This is a genomic window from Pseudomonas salicis (genome assembly GCF_057128705.1).
On the sequence record NZ_JBSKHU010000007.1, the window covers coordinates 181685 to 195881 of the forward strand.

The 14197-nt window shown below is 61.5% G+C and carries 9 protein-coding genes; all 9 read left to right on the forward strand.

Annotation, left to right across the window (positions count from 1 at the left end):
• Positions 1 to 225: 225 nt before the first annotated feature.
• Complete coding sequence (pilG, locus tag ACWKWE_RS24780) at positions 226 to 636, forward strand: twitching motility response regulator PilG (RefSeq protein ID WP_341961371.1); 411 nt, start codon at positions 226 to 228, stop codon at positions 634 to 636.
• 45 nt (positions 637 to 681) lie between these two features.
• Entirely contained in the window at positions 682 to 1047 is a 366-nt protein-coding gene (pilH, locus tag ACWKWE_RS24785) for a twitching motility response regulator PilH (RefSeq protein WP_093468272.1), read from the forward strand.
• A 16-nt stretch (positions 1048 to 1063) separates the two neighbouring features.
• Positions 1064 to 1603 carry a chemotaxis protein CheW gene (locus tag ACWKWE_RS24790; RefSeq protein WP_166595744.1) on the forward strand — a complete coding sequence of 180 codons (540 nt, stop codon included), beginning with the start codon at positions 1064 to 1066 and terminating at the stop codon, positions 1601 to 1603.
• Between the two features lie 44 nt (positions 1604 to 1647).
• A complete protein-coding gene (locus ACWKWE_RS24795) occupies positions 1648 to 3690 on the forward strand; it encodes a methyl-accepting chemotaxis protein (RefSeq protein ID WP_166595743.1) in 2043 nt (680 codons plus the stop codon).
• 36 nt (positions 3691 to 3726) lie between these two features.
• Positions 3727 to 9708: a hybrid sensor histidine kinase/response regulator gene (locus tag ACWKWE_RS24800; protein ID WP_483851988.1), complete on the forward strand. Its 5982-nt coding sequence runs from the start codon at positions 3727 to 3729 to the stop codon at positions 9706 to 9708.
• A complete protein-coding gene (locus ACWKWE_RS24805; protein ID WP_483851989.1) occupies positions 9701 to 10171 on the forward strand; it encodes a chemotaxis protein CheW in 471 nt (156 codons plus the stop codon). Before ACWKWE_RS24800 ends, ACWKWE_RS24805 begins: the two co-directional genes overlap by 8 nt.
• Before the next feature lie 167 nt (positions 10172 to 10338).
• On the forward strand, positions 10339 to 11529 hold the full coding sequence (locus tag ACWKWE_RS24810) for a Fic family protein (protein ID WP_483851990.1): 1191 nt from the start codon (positions 10339 to 10341) through the stop codon (positions 11527 to 11529).
• Between the two features lie 106 nt (positions 11530 to 11635).
• Positions 11636 to 13309, forward strand: a complete 1674-nt coding sequence (mdcA, locus tag ACWKWE_RS24815) for a malonate decarboxylase subunit alpha (protein ID WP_483851991.1) — start codon at positions 11636 to 11638, stop codon at positions 13307 to 13309.
• Positions 13309 to 14196, forward strand: coding sequence for a triphosphoribosyl-dephospho-CoA synthase (locus tag ACWKWE_RS24820; RefSeq protein WP_483851992.1), 888 nt, complete (start codon positions 13309 to 13311; stop codon positions 14194 to 14196). Before mdcA ends, ACWKWE_RS24820 begins: the two co-directional genes overlap by 1 nt.
• Position 14197: the final 1 nt, after the last annotated feature.

Genomic DNA, 14197 nt, shown 5'->3' on the forward strand with positions numbered 1-14197 from the left:
GAAAATACGCGTCAGGGTGGCGCTGCGCTGGCTCGCGGTCAAGGGGCAAGCGTGGCGCATTTGCTTTATGGATTGCGCCTTTAGAGTGTGCTAAAAAGGCTCGGCATCTGACGTCAGGTCAGTTGTCATATACCCCTCTAGATGGGGGTTCAGCGATTCAAACAGCACCAGAAGCCAGGCAGAAGGCAAACCCATCTGAATCGCCTTGGCGATGGTAGAGCAGATATGGAACAGCATTCAGCCCCACTGAAAGTCATGATCATCGACGACTCGCGCACGATTCGTCGGACCGCCGAGACGCTGTTGAAGAACGTCGGTTGTGAGGTGATCACCGCTGTCGATGGCTTCGATGCTCTGGCCAAGATCGCCGATAATCATCCAAGAATCATTTTTGTCGACATCATGATGCCCCGGCTGGACGGGTATCAGACCTGTGCGTTGATCAAGAACAACCGGGCATTCAAGTCTACGCCGGTGATCATGTTGTCCTCCAGGGACGGGCTGTTCGATAAGGCCAAGGGGCGTATCGTCGGGTCCGATCAGTTTTTGACCAAGCCGTTTAGCAAGGAAGAGCTGCTCAGCGCGATCAAGGCTCATGTGCCAGGGTTCGTGGCAGTAGAACAACAACTATCTTGATGCCGTGCCTTCCGTGAGGGGCGGCTGTTTCTATGGGGATGCACCATGGCTCGAATTCTGATCGTCGACGACTCGCCGACCGAAATGTACAAGCTGACCGGGATGCTGGAAAAGCACGGTCATCAGGTGCTCAAGGCTGAAAACGGTGCCGATGGCGTCGCCCTGGCGCGTCAGGAAAAACCCGACGCGGTGCTGATGGACATCGTCATGCCCGGCCTGAACGGCTTCCAGGCCACCCGCCAACTGACTAAAGATGCCGACACCAACATGATCCCGGTGATCATGATCACCACCAAGGATCAGGAAACCGACAAGGTTTGGGGCAAGCGCCAGGGTGCGCGGGATTACCTGACCAAGCCGGTGGACGAAGAAACCCTCATGAAAACCCTGAACGCGGTGTTGGCGGGCTGAAGGCCGGCCAGCGTCCATGGCTCAGTCACAAACTGCCTTTCAACTGCTGCTCGACATCGACCAGCGGTGCCGCTCGTTGGCGGCCGGACTTCCGTTGCAGGAAACCCGGCAGCAAGGCTGGAGCGGCATCGGTTTTCGCATGGGCGAGCATTTGTACGTCGCGCCGATGGGCGAAGTCGACGAAATCCTGCATGAGCCTCGCTATGCCGCGTTGCCAGGCGTGAAGCCTTGGGTTCGGGGCATCGCCAACCTGCGCGGGCGGTTGTTGCCGATCATGGATTTGCACGCTTTCTTCGGCCATGAACTGTCGCCCTTGCGCAAGCAGCGCCGGGTGCTGGTGATCGATCATCAGGACGTGTTCGCCGGTCTGCTGGTGGACGAGGTGTTGGGCATGCAGCACTTCAATGAGCGCAGCCTGATGCCGGAATCCCCTGACGACAGCGACCCCGACATTGCGCCCTACCTCCAAGGCCGTTTCCTGCGCGAGCAGGCCTGGCGGGTGTTCAGCCCCAGAGCGTTGGTGCAATCGCCGGGCTTCTTGAATGTCGCCCTTTAATCCGGTTTGGCCACACAACCGAACGTCAGGCGGAGCCCTGAGCAATGAGTAATACCGGCAAGTCACTGGAAGGCGCATTCAGCCGCTCGCAAATCGTCGTGCTGTTCGTCTGCCTGATCATTTTCATCATGTTGCTGTTCGTCAACTTTGCGTACCTGAGCACGCAATCCAACTACGACAAACAGTACATCGGCCACGCGGGCGAGCTGCGCGTGCTGTCCCAGCGCATCGCCAAGAACGCCACCGAAGCGGCGGCGGGCAAGGCTGCGGCCTTCAAACTGCTGGCCGACGCGCGCAACGATTTCGACACGCGCTGGGAATATCTGAAAAAAGGCGACAAAAACACAGGGCTTCCTGCGGCGCCGATCGAAGTCAGCGATGAGCTGAAAGCCGTACAGAACGACTGGGAAAATCTGCGAAAAAGCACCGATGTTATTCTCTCCCGCGAGCAAACGGTGCTGTCCCTGCACCAGGTGGCTGCGACGTTGGCCGAGACCATCCCGCAATTGCAGATCGAGTCGGAAAAGGTCGTTGATATTCTGCTGCAAACCCGTGCCCCGGCCAGCCAGGTCGCGCTTGCCCAGCGTCAGTCACTGCTGGCCGAGCGGATTCTCGGCGCCGTGAACACCGTGCTCTCGGGCGACGAAACCGCGGTTCAGGCCGCTGACGCGTTTGGTCGGGATGCCAGCCAGTTTGGTCGCGTTCTCAACGGCATGCTGGAGGGCAACGCAACGCTGAAAATCACCCAGGTCGAAGACCGCGACGCCCGCGCACGACTGGCCGAAATCGCCGAGCTGTTCCAGTTCGTGTCGGGATCGGTTGACGAAATTCTGGAAACGTCGCCGGAACTGCTCGATGTGCGCGAGTCGGCTGGCAACATTTTTACCCTGTCCCAAACGCTGCTCGACGAAGCGTCGGTGCTGGCGAACAGCTTCGAACACATGGCCGGCGGGCGGAAAGCCAACATCTACGTGGGCTATCTGTTGGGGCTGTTGGCGTTGGGGTCGATCATCTTGATCGGCCTGGTGATGGTGCGGGAAACCAACCGCCAGTTGCGCGAGACCGCCGAGAAAAGCGAGCGCAACCAGACCGCAATCATGCGCTTGCTGGATGAAATCGAAGATTTGGCCGACGGCGACCTGACGGTGGCGGCATCGGTCACCGAGGACTTCACCGGTGCCATCGCTGACTCGATCAATTACTCCATCGACCAATTGCGCGAGCTGGTGGCGACCATCAACCTCACCGCCGAGCAGGTCTTCGGCGCGGTCAAGGACACTCAGACCACCGCGACCCAACTCGCCGCAGCGTCCGAGCATCAGGCGTTGCAGATTGCGGCAGCGTCCAACGCGATCAACGACATGGCGATGTCCATCGATCAGGTCTCGGCCAACGCAGGCGAATCGGTGGCCGTGGCCGAGCGCTCTGTGGAAATTGCCAACAAGGGCAACGAGGTGGTGCACAACACCATCAACGGCATGGACAACATTCGCGAACAGATTCAGGACACGTCCAAGCGCATCAAACGCTTGGGGGAGTCCTCTCAAGAAATTGGCGACATTGTCAGCCTGATCGACGACATTGCCGACCAGACCAACATCCTTGCGCTCAATGCCGCGATTCAGGCGTCCATGGCGGGAGATGCCGGTCGAGGCTTTGCGGTGGTGGCGGACGAGGTTCAGCGTCTGGCCGAGCGTTCATCGTCGGCGACCAAGCAGATTGAAACACTGGTTCGGGCGATTCAGAACGACACCAACGAGGCCGTCATCTCCATGGAGCAGACGACGACTGAGGTGGTGCGGGGCGCACGTTTGGCGCAGGATGCCGGTGTGGCGCTGGAGGAAATCGAAGGGGTCTCCAAAGTGCTGGCGGCGCTCGTCGAAAGCATCACCAACGCCGCGCAGCAGCAGGCCGCGCTGGGCCAGCAGATTTCGGCGACCATGACCGTGATCCAGCAGACCACCACGCAGACCACGTCGGGCACCGCAGCCACTGCGCAGAGCATGGGCAATCTGGCGAAGATGGCCAGCGAGATGCGCCGTTCGGTGTCCGGTTTTACACTGCCGCCCTCGCGGGACTCACATTGATCGTCAGGTCACAGGACTTGGGCAACTGGAGCCACCATGGCTGACCGTCACGACTACGTGGCCCTGGAGTGGGTCAAGGGCGAGATCGCCGACACCCTGAAGCACGCCCGGCAGGCACTCGACATTTTCGTCGCGCGTCCTCATGACCCTGCGGCCATGGACGTCTGCCTGGGCTTCATCCATCAGGTCCACGGCAGCCTGCAAATGATCGAGTTCTATGGCGCCGCGCTGTTCGCCGAAGAGATCGAGCAGCTCGCGGTGGCGCTGCAAAAGGGGCGTGTGGGGCAAGAAGCCGAAGCCGTACAGCTGTTGAACCTGGCGATGAGCCAATTGCCGGTGTACCTGGACCGCGTGTATTCCGCCCGACGCGACTTGCCGCTGGTGGTGCTGCCACTGCTCAACGATCTGCGCAGCGCACGAGGTGAAAGCCTGCTCTCGGAAACCAGCCTCTTTTCGCCGCAACTGCTGTCGATTCCGGCGCTCGACGAACAGGCGCTGGCTGAGCGCGACTTTCCCGAACTTCCCGTCAAATTGCGCAAGTGGCGCCAGAGCCTGCAAACCGCACTGGTCGGCCTGCTGCGCGAACAAGACATGCAGACCCAGCTCGGCTACATGAGCAAGGTCTTCGCCCGCCTCGAAGTGCTGTGTCGGGATGCGCCGCTGGAACCGCTGTGGCGCATCGCGTCCGCGCTGGTCGAGACCATGGCGGGCGGACATTTCACCAACAGCCCGGCCCTGCGCAGCCTGTTCAAGGATGCCGACAAGGAACTCAAGCGGCTGCTGGAGCAGGGCATCGCAGGCATCAATCAGCCCGCTCCGGATGAGCTGCTGAAAAGTCTGCTGTTTTACATCGCCAAATCGGACAGTCAGGCGCAAAGGATGATGGATTTGAAGGATCAATACGGCCTGGCCGAAGCCCTGCCTGAAAGCGCGCTGGTGGATGAAGAGCGCACCCGGCTGGCCGGCCCCGACCGGGACGCCATGCGCTCGGTGATCATCGCCTTGTGCGATGAGCTTGTCGGCACCAAGGAGCGACTGGACGTTTTCGTCCGTGGCGACCGGCAGCATGTGAGTGAGCTCAATGCTCTGCTGCCGCCGCTTCGGCAGATCGCCGACACGCTGGCGGTGCTGGGTTTCGGCCAGCCACGCAAGGTCATCATCGATCAACTGGCGGTCGTGCAAGGCATGGCCCAGGGCCAACGGGAACCCAATGACCCGACCCTCATGGACGTCGCGGGCGCGTTGCTCTACGTCGAAGCAACGCTGGCAGGCATGGCCGGGACCGTCGATCAGAGCAGCCCCGAAGAAAGCCGCTTGCCCACCACCGATCTGAGCCAGATTCATCAGTTGGTGATCAAGGAGGCCCGCGCCGTGCTGCAGCAGGCCAAGGACGCCATCGACGATTACGTGGATGGCGAACGGGATCGCGAGCGGTTGTCTCCACTGTCTGCGCAGCTGACGCAGGTGCGCGGCGCGCTGGCGATGATTCCGCTGGCCCGCGCATCGGGGTTGCTGGCAGCGTGCAATGACTACATCGTCGAGCACCTGTTGAAAGACGGTCAGCGTCCGGCCTGGTCGCAGCTGGACCACTTGGCCGACGTCATCATCGGCATCGAGTATTACCTGGAGCGCATGGCCGAAGACCCGGAAGCGCCGGGCGAGCATGTGCTGGACCTGGCTCAGGAGAGCCTGGCCAAACTCGGTTATTCGCCGGTCGCCGAGGCCGACGTACCGGTCCTCGAAGAGATCGTGCGTCAGGACGAACTGGACGAATCGGCGTCGCCCGATAACGGCCAGAGCATCGCCCAAGTCCTGGCCAGCCCGGTGTCCGCCGTCAACCCGCCTGCGCGCCATGTCCCTGCCAGCCTGTTGCCGCCGCCCAAGGACGAGCCGCCGGTGGACGACGAACTGCGCGACGTGTTCCTCGAAGAAACCGATGAAGTCATTGAAGCGCTGCACGAATACCTGCCGCGCTGGCTGCACGATGCCGAAAACGTCACGGCATTGAGCGAGATGCGTCGCGCGTTTCACACGCTTAAAGGCAGCGGGCGCATGGTCCGGGCGCTCATCATTGGCGAGCTGGCGTGGTCGGTGGAGAACCTGCTCAACCGCGTGTTGGAGCACAGCGTTGAACCCTCACCTCAAGTCCAGCAATTGTTGCGTGACGTGCTGATGCTGCTGCCGGATGTCATCCGGGACTTCGCCGAAGACGTGCAGCGTCAGCGCGACGACGTGGACCTGCTCGCCGCCCGTGCCCACGCGCTGGCCCAAGGCGAAAGCGAAGCGCCTGAGGTGACGGCACCTGTCCCGGTTGCAGAACCGGAAGACGAGGGTTTCGACCCGCAATTGCTGGAGATTTTCCGTCAGGAAGCCCAGACCCATCTGGACGTGCTGAATCGCTACCTCAACGCCGCTCAGGGCGAAGAATCGCCGTCGTTCAGCGACGAACTGCTCCGCGCGTTGCACACCCTCAAGGGCAGCGCCTACATGGCGGGCGTGTTGCCAATGGCCGAACTGGCCAGCCCGCTGGATCAGTTGGTGCGCGAGTTCAAGACCAACCTGATCGCCGTCGGCTCGCCTGAAATCGAGCTGCTGCGCTCAGCCGAACCGCTGTTTCATCAAGGGTTGGCGCAGCTGGATGTCGATCCGCTGATGCCCATCGAAGGCGCTGGCGCATTGATCGCCGCTGCTCACGAACTGCTCGACGACCGAATGGCCGCTGCCTTGAGCGCCGACAACAACGGCCTGCGTATTCGCCGTAATCCGCAACTGATCGCCAGCTTCCTGGCCGAAGGCATGGACATCCTGCTGGACGCCGAAAACCTGCTCAAACGCTGGCGGCAGCATCCGGGTGAGCGTCAGGAGCTCAACGCGCTGCTCGATGAACTGACCATGCTCGGTCACGGCGCGCACATGGCGGATCTGCCGCAGGTCGATGAATTGTGCGAAGCCCTGCTCGACCTGTATGGCGCGGTTGAAGAGAGCAGTCTGGCGGTCAGCGACCGCTTCTTTCATGAAGCCGAAAACGCCCATGAAGCACTGATCAACATGCTCGATCAGGTCGCGGCGGGTCAGCAGGTCCAGCCATGCCCTGAGCGGGTTCGGGCACTGCGCGAGTTGCTGGAAGAAGGTCTCGACCCGTCTGCCATGGGCGTGATCACGAGCGAAGGCGGGCTGGCGACCCGCGTGACGGAACTGAGCGAGGCCACCGGTCATCTGGAGGCTGAGCCGATTGAAGCCAAGTCCGAGCGAGACGACATCGATCAGGAAATCGTCGACATCTTCCTTGAGGAAGCCGTCGACATCCTCGACAGCGCAGGCCATGCACTTCAGCGCTGGCTGGACGACCCCGAAAACCCGATGCCGCTGTCTCCGTTGCAACGGGATTTGCACACCCTAAAGGGCGGCGCACGGATGGCCGAAATCGGCCCAGTCGGCGACCTGGGGCACGAGCTTGAATCGCTTTATGAAAGCCTGATCGACCGACGCTGCAGTCACACCCCGGCGCTGGCGGATTTGCTGATCCGCAGCCACGATCATCTGGCCTTGATGCTCGAACAGCTGCAAAACCGCAGCGAACTGGCCTCTCCCCAAGCCTTGATCGAATCAATCCGGTCGTTTCGACAATCCACAGGGCCGGTGCTGGCACCCGACGCCGAGCCGAGAAACGTCGGCTCGATGATCCAGCCGCTGGACGAGCGCGATCCCGAGTTGCTGGAAATCTTCCTCGAAGAAGCCGACGACATCATTGAGAGTTCCAGCGCCGCGCTGGTGCGTTGGCAGGCCGATCCGCAGAACACGCTCGAAGTAGAAAACCTGCTGCGTGACCTGCACACCCTCAAGGGCGGTGCGCGGATGGTGGAAATCGCCCCGATTGGCGACCTCGCCCATGAAATGGAGTCGCTGTACGAAGGCCTCGCCTCCGGTGCGCTCAAGAACAGCGCGCTGCTCAACGGCCTGCTGCAAAGCGGACACGACATGCTCGCTGACATGGTCGATGCCGTGCGCGGTTACGAGCCGTTGCCCAACCCGGCGCTGCTGATCGAGAGCATTGCGCACTATTCCGCTTCGGGCGGCGTTCAGGAAGTCGTCGCCAAACCGGCGGAGATTTCGCCCGTTGTAGCACCGTCAGTTGCAGAGCCAGCCCCCGCCGCGCCGGATGCCGAAGCCGAGCGCAGCGGCCCGGAAATGGTCAAGGTGCCTGCCGAGCAGTTGGAGGATTTGGTGAATCTGGCGGGTGAAACGTCGATCTTCCGGGGCCGCATTGAACAGCAGGTCAGCGACGCCCAGATCACGCTTGCCGAGATGGAAACCACCATCGAGCGGATGCGCGACCAATTGCGTCGATTGGACATCGAGACCCAGGGCCGAATTCTCAGCCGCGATCATCAGGCCGCGCGTGAGGGCTACGAGGAATTCGATCCGCTGGAAATGGACCGACATTCGCAATTGCAGCAGTTGTCCCGGGCGTTGTTCGAGTCCGCGTCCGACCTGATGGACCTCAAGGAAACCCTGGAAACCCGCACTCATGAGGCCGAAACGCTGCTGTCGCAACAGGCGCGGGTGAACACCGAGCTGCAAGAAAACCTGATGCGCACACGCATGGTGCCTTTCGAACGCATGGTGCCGCGCCTTCGCCGCATCGTGCGGCAGGTCTCGGGCGAGCTGCATAAAAAGGTCAAGTTCGACGTGGTCAACGCCGAAGGCGAAATGGACCGCAACGTCCTGGAACGCATGGTCGCGCCGCTGGAACACATGCTGCGCAACGCCATTGACCACGGCCTGGAAAGCACCGAAAAACGCCTCGCTGCGGGCAAGTCTGAAACCGGCCACATCACCCTGAGCCTCGCCCACGAAGGCGGCGATATCGTCATCGAATTGAGCGACGACGGCGCCGGTGTCGATTTCGAAGCCGTGCGGCGCAAGGCGATCAAGCGCGGCTTGATTGCCCCGGATGCCGAGCTGAGCGAACACGACACCTTGCAGTTCATTCTTCAGGCCGGTTTTTCGACCGCTGAGACCATCACGCAGATCTCCGGGCGTGGCGTCGGGATGGACGTGGTGCATGCTGAAGTGAAAGAGCTGGGCGGCTCTATGGTCATTGACTCGAGGTCGGGGCAGGGCGCACGGTTTCGCATTCGACTGCCCTTCTCGGTGTCGGTGAATCGGGCGTTGATGGTGCAGTGCGGCGACGAGCAATACGCGGTACCGCTGAACAGTGTCGAAGGCATCGTGCGCGTGATGCCCGGTGAGCTGGAAACGTATTACCAGTCAGCGCCCCCGCGTTATCAGTATGGCGAGCGCACGTATGAGCTGCGCTATCTGGGTGAGCTGCTTAACAATGGCCAACCACCGAAATTCTCGGGCCAGACCCAACCGCTGCCGGTGCTGCTGGTGCACGTGCATGACCAGTGGGTGGCCGTGCAGGTGGACGCTTTAATGGGGTCGCGGGAAATTGTCGTGAAAAACCTCGGCCCGCAGTTCGCGGGCGTGCAGGGGATTTCCGGCGCGACCATTCTCGGCGACGGGCGCGTGGTGCTGATCCTCGACCTGTTCGCCCACATCCGCCGCTTGCACGCACAGATGCTGGCGCTGCAGGTGTCGGGGCAGGCGCCGTCCCGTTATGTCGAACCCGAACAGACACGTCCGTTGCTGGTGATGGTGGTCGACGATTCGGTCACCGTGCGCAAGGTCACGGGCCGTTTGCTGGAGCGCAACGGCATGAACGTGTTGACCGCCAAGGACGGGGTGGACGCCATGGCGTTGCTTCAGGAACACACGCCAGACCTGATGCTGCTCGACATCGAAATGCCGCGCATGGACGGCTTCGAGGTGGCCGGCAAAGTGCGCGAAAACGAAGCGTTGAAGCACCTGCCGATCATCATGATCACCTCCCGCTCCGGGCAGAAACACCGGGATCGGGCCATGGCGCTGGGGGTCAACGACTACATGAGTAAGCCGTATCAGGAAGCGGCGCTGCTGGAGAGCATCGCCCACTGGAGCCACGTGCATGTCTGACACCACGACCCAAACCGCACGCCTGACCAGCCTCACCGGCCTGCTCATCCCCTTGAGCGACCGGCACCTCCTGCTGCCCAACGTGGCTGTCGCCGAATTGATCGACTATCAGGACAGCGTCGCCGACCCTGCCGCGCCTCCGTGGTACCTGGGCCCCATCAATTGGCGCCACCGCAGTCTCCCGCTGCTCTGCTTCGAAGCCGCCTGCGGCAACCGCGCCCGCGTTGGTGGCCGAGCACGCATCGTCGTCCTCAACGCATTGGGCGCAAGGCCTGACCTGAAATTCATCGCCCTGCTGACCCAAGGGATTCCTCGGTCCTGCAAACTGGACAGCCAGTTGAGTTACGTCGATGTGCCGCTGGCCGCGCTGGAACTGGCGGCGGTGCAGGTGGGCGAGACGGTCGCGAAAGTGCCGGATCTGGTGGGATTGGAGCAGTGGTTGGTGGATGCGGGGTTGGTGTAGGGAGCCTACTGGCAGGTAGTGGGCAAGACCTCTGTAGCAGTCCGGCTTGCCGGCTGCGACGATTTCCGTGACGCCGCCGTCAAGCCCGACGGCTACAGGGAGCGGTGCGTTCTACTTATCCTCACGCTGGACTATGAGCCGAATAAAACGCATATTCGGCTCAATATATGAGCCATATTTCCCCAATATTCGGCTCACGCACTGTGAGGATTTCTGTGAATCACTCTCCCGAATGGATCTGGCAACACGCCCGATGGCCCAATTTCAATTGGGACGACGGGCTGTTAGCGCCTCTGTTGCGGGCTTGTAATCAGGCCCAGGGAAGGCTACTGGGCATGCTTTGCGTCTCGGATATATCTGCCAATGCGCAGACTGAGCTCGATGCCATGCTGCAAAACATCCTCACCTCATCGGCCATTGAAGGTGAGCAACTGAATGTAGGCTCTGTGCGCTCTTCTCTGGCCAAGCGCCTCGGGCTCGCCAGCGATGAGCGAGTCACGCCGCGCAGTGAAGGCCTTGCGGAATTGATGCTGGACGCCACCCAGCATCACGACGCACCTCTGACGTTCCCCCGACTGATGCACTGGCATCGTTTGCTCTTTCCCGAAGTCGATTCACTGCTGGCCAAAGGTGCAAGCGTAGGAACGTTACGGGGAAGTGAGCCGATGCAGGTGGTGTCCGGGCGGATTGACCGGCCCATCGTTCATTTCGAGGCGCCGGGGCGAGAGGGGCTGGAAGGGCAGTTGAATGATTTCTTCGACTGGTTCAACGCCAGCCGCACGAACGATGCGCTGGACCCCATGCTGCGTGCAGGAGTCGCGCATTTCTGGTTTGTAACGCTCCACCCCTTCGATGACGGCAATGGCCGCCTGACCCGAGCGATTACCGATCTGGCGCTGGCGCAAGCCAATCATCAGGCCATTCGGTTTTATGCCATGTCCGCAAGCATCCTGAGTACGAGGCAGAGTTACTACCACGTTCTGGAGTCGAGCCAGCGCAGCGGTTTGAATATCACACCTTGGCTGACCTGGTTTCTGGAGACTTTACTCAGCGCGCTCGAACAGGCGATGCAACGTATCGACCGCGTGCTGGCGAAGGCGCGTTTCTGGCAAAAGCACCGGGATGCTGGCCTTTCTCCTGAGCAAACCAAAGTCCTCAACCGTTTGCTGAACGGTGACGTGTTGTCCGAAAAAGCCGGTGGGGGATTCGTCGAGGGGATCAGCGCGGCCCAATATCAGGCCGTCGCGAAGGTCAGCAAGGCCACCGCAACTCGCCATCTTTCAGACCTGTTGGAAAAAGGCTGCCTGATGAAACTTCCAGGTGGCGGCCGAAATACCCGTTATCAAATCAACGGGTGACGCACCCATCGTTACTCCAACCGTAACGATCCACGTCTCTGCTTGATTGATGCCCCCAACCCACTCGCCCTAATGTGACCCACGACAGCGAACTCGTGGAGTCAGCATGACGACTACAACAAAACTTGACCCGCGCTGGTCGCGCCGTCGCAGCGAAAAGCAGCGGCGGCTCGAACAAGTGCGTTGCCTCGCCGATGGCGTGGTTCTGCCCACCGACAAGATCGTCGCGGCACTGGAGGCGTTGATTGCGCCCGGTGATCGCGTGGTGCTTGAAGGCAACAACCAGAAACAGGCGGATTTTCTTTCACGCTCTCTGGTCAAGGCCGATCCCGGCAAGCTCCATGACCTGCACATGATCATGCCCAGCGTCGGCCGCGCCGAGCACTTGGACCTCTTCGAACGTGGCATCGCCCGCAAGCTCGATTTCTCTTTTGCCGGTACGCAAAGTCTGCGCATCAGCCAGTTGCTGGAAGACGGCCTGCTGGAAATCGGCGCGATTCACACGTACATCGAGCTGTATTCTCGCCTGCTGGTAGACCTGATTCCCAACGTCGTGCTGTCTGCCGGGTTCATGGCTGACCGCGCAGGCAACATCTACACCGGCGCCAGCACCGAAGACACCCCTGCCCTGATCGAGCCTGCCGCGTTCAGCGACGGCATCGTCATCGTGCAGGTGAATCAACTGGTGGACGACGTCAGCGACCTGCCGCGCGTGGACATTCCCGCCTCTTGGGTCGACTTCGTGGTGGTGGCCGACAAGCCTTTCTACATCGAACCGCTGTTCACCCGTGATCCGCGCCATATCAAGCCTGTTCACGTGCTGATGGCGATGATGGCGATTCGCGGCATCTACGAGAAACACAACGTTCAGTCGCTGAACCACGGCATCGGTTTCAACACGGCTGCCATTGAGCTGATCCTGCCGACCTACGGCGAGTCGCTGGGTCTGAAAGGCAAAATCTGCCGCAACTGGACCCTCAATCCCCATCCGACCCTGATCCCGGCCATCGAAAGCGGCTGGGTCGAAAGTGTGCATTGCTTCGGCACCGAACTGGGCATGGAGAATTACATCGCGGCCCGCCCGGACGTGTTCTTCACCGGTCGCGACGGATCGATGCGTTCCAACCGGATGATGTGCCAGCTGGCAGGCCAGTACGCCGTGGACCTGTTCATCGGTGCCACGCTGCAAGTGGACGGTGATGGGCATTCCTCGACGGTCACGCGGGGTCGGCTTGCGGGTTTCGGGGGGGCGCCCAACATGGGTCACGACCCACGCGGTCGCCGGCACAGCACCCCTGCCTGGCTCGACATGCGTCAGCAAAACCCGGACACCGACGCCTACCTCGAACGCGGCAAAAAGCTCGTGGTGCAGATGGTCGAGACCTTCCAGGAAGGCGGTAAACCGACCTTCGTCGAAACGCTGGACGCCATCGACGTCGCCAAGAAAAGCGGCATGCCGCTGGCCCCGATCATGGTCTACGGCGACGACGTGACCCACTTGCTGACCGAAGAGGGCATCGCCTATCTCTACAAGGCGCGCAGCCTCGAAGAGCGTCAGGCAATGATCGCAGCGGTCGCGGGCGTCACCTCGATTGGCCTGCGCCACAACCCCAAAGACACCGCCCGCATGCGTCGCGAAGGTTTGATCGCGCTGCCTGAGGACTTGGGGATTCGTCGCACCGATGCCAGCCGCGAGCTGCTGGCCGCCAAAAGCATCGCCGAGCTGGTGGAGTGGTCCGGTGGTTTGTACAGCCCGCCTGCGAAATTCAGGAGCTGGTGATGCGTGCACTCAACGTTGCATTCAACGACGCACCGCGTTCGCTGCCTCTGGCCGAGCGTCTGGCAGATCTGGCGGTGGACGCGCTGATCGACGAAGCCGATCTGTCGCCCAAACCGGCGCTGGTCGACCGTCGCAGCAGCGGCGCGCACACGGACCTGCACTTGGGCCTGATGCACGCGTCGGCCTTGTCGCTATGGCCTGCTTTTAAGGAAATGGCGGAAGCGGCCATTGAGATCGGCGAGATTGGCCAGCCTTTGCGTGAAGCGATTGGCCGCATCGGACGTGAAGGCGAAGTCGCGATGATGCGTACCACTGGGGGCGTGAACACCCACCGTGGCGCGATCTGGGCGCTCGGTCTGCTGGTCACGGCCGCTGCACTTGATGCGTCTGATCTGTCGCCTGCGGGGTTGGGACTGCGCGCTGGGTGTCTGGCCTTGATCGAAGATCGTAATCAGCCCGTCAACAACAGCCACGGCGCTCAGGTCGCGCGCAAATTCGGCGCAACGGGCGCACGCGAACAGGCGCAGATGGGCTTTCCGGCAGTCACGCAAACTGGCTTGCCACAACTCAAACGCAGCCGCTCGACAGGTAATGGCGAGCAGAACGCACGGCTCGACGCCCTGCTGGCGATCATGACCACGCTGTCCGACACCTGCGTGCTGTATCGCGCGGGCGAGCAGGGTTTGCAGGCCATGCAGCACGGCGCGCAAAAGGTGCTGGACGCGGGTGGCAGCGCGACCCTCAGCGGACGTCGCTCCCTGCATGAGCTGGATCAGCAGCTGCTAAGCCTGAATGCATCCCCTGGCGGCGCGGCCGATCTGCTCGCTGCCTGCCTGTTCATCGATTGCCTGGAGCCTGCGCTCGGCAATGAAACGAGGAAGAGCTGAA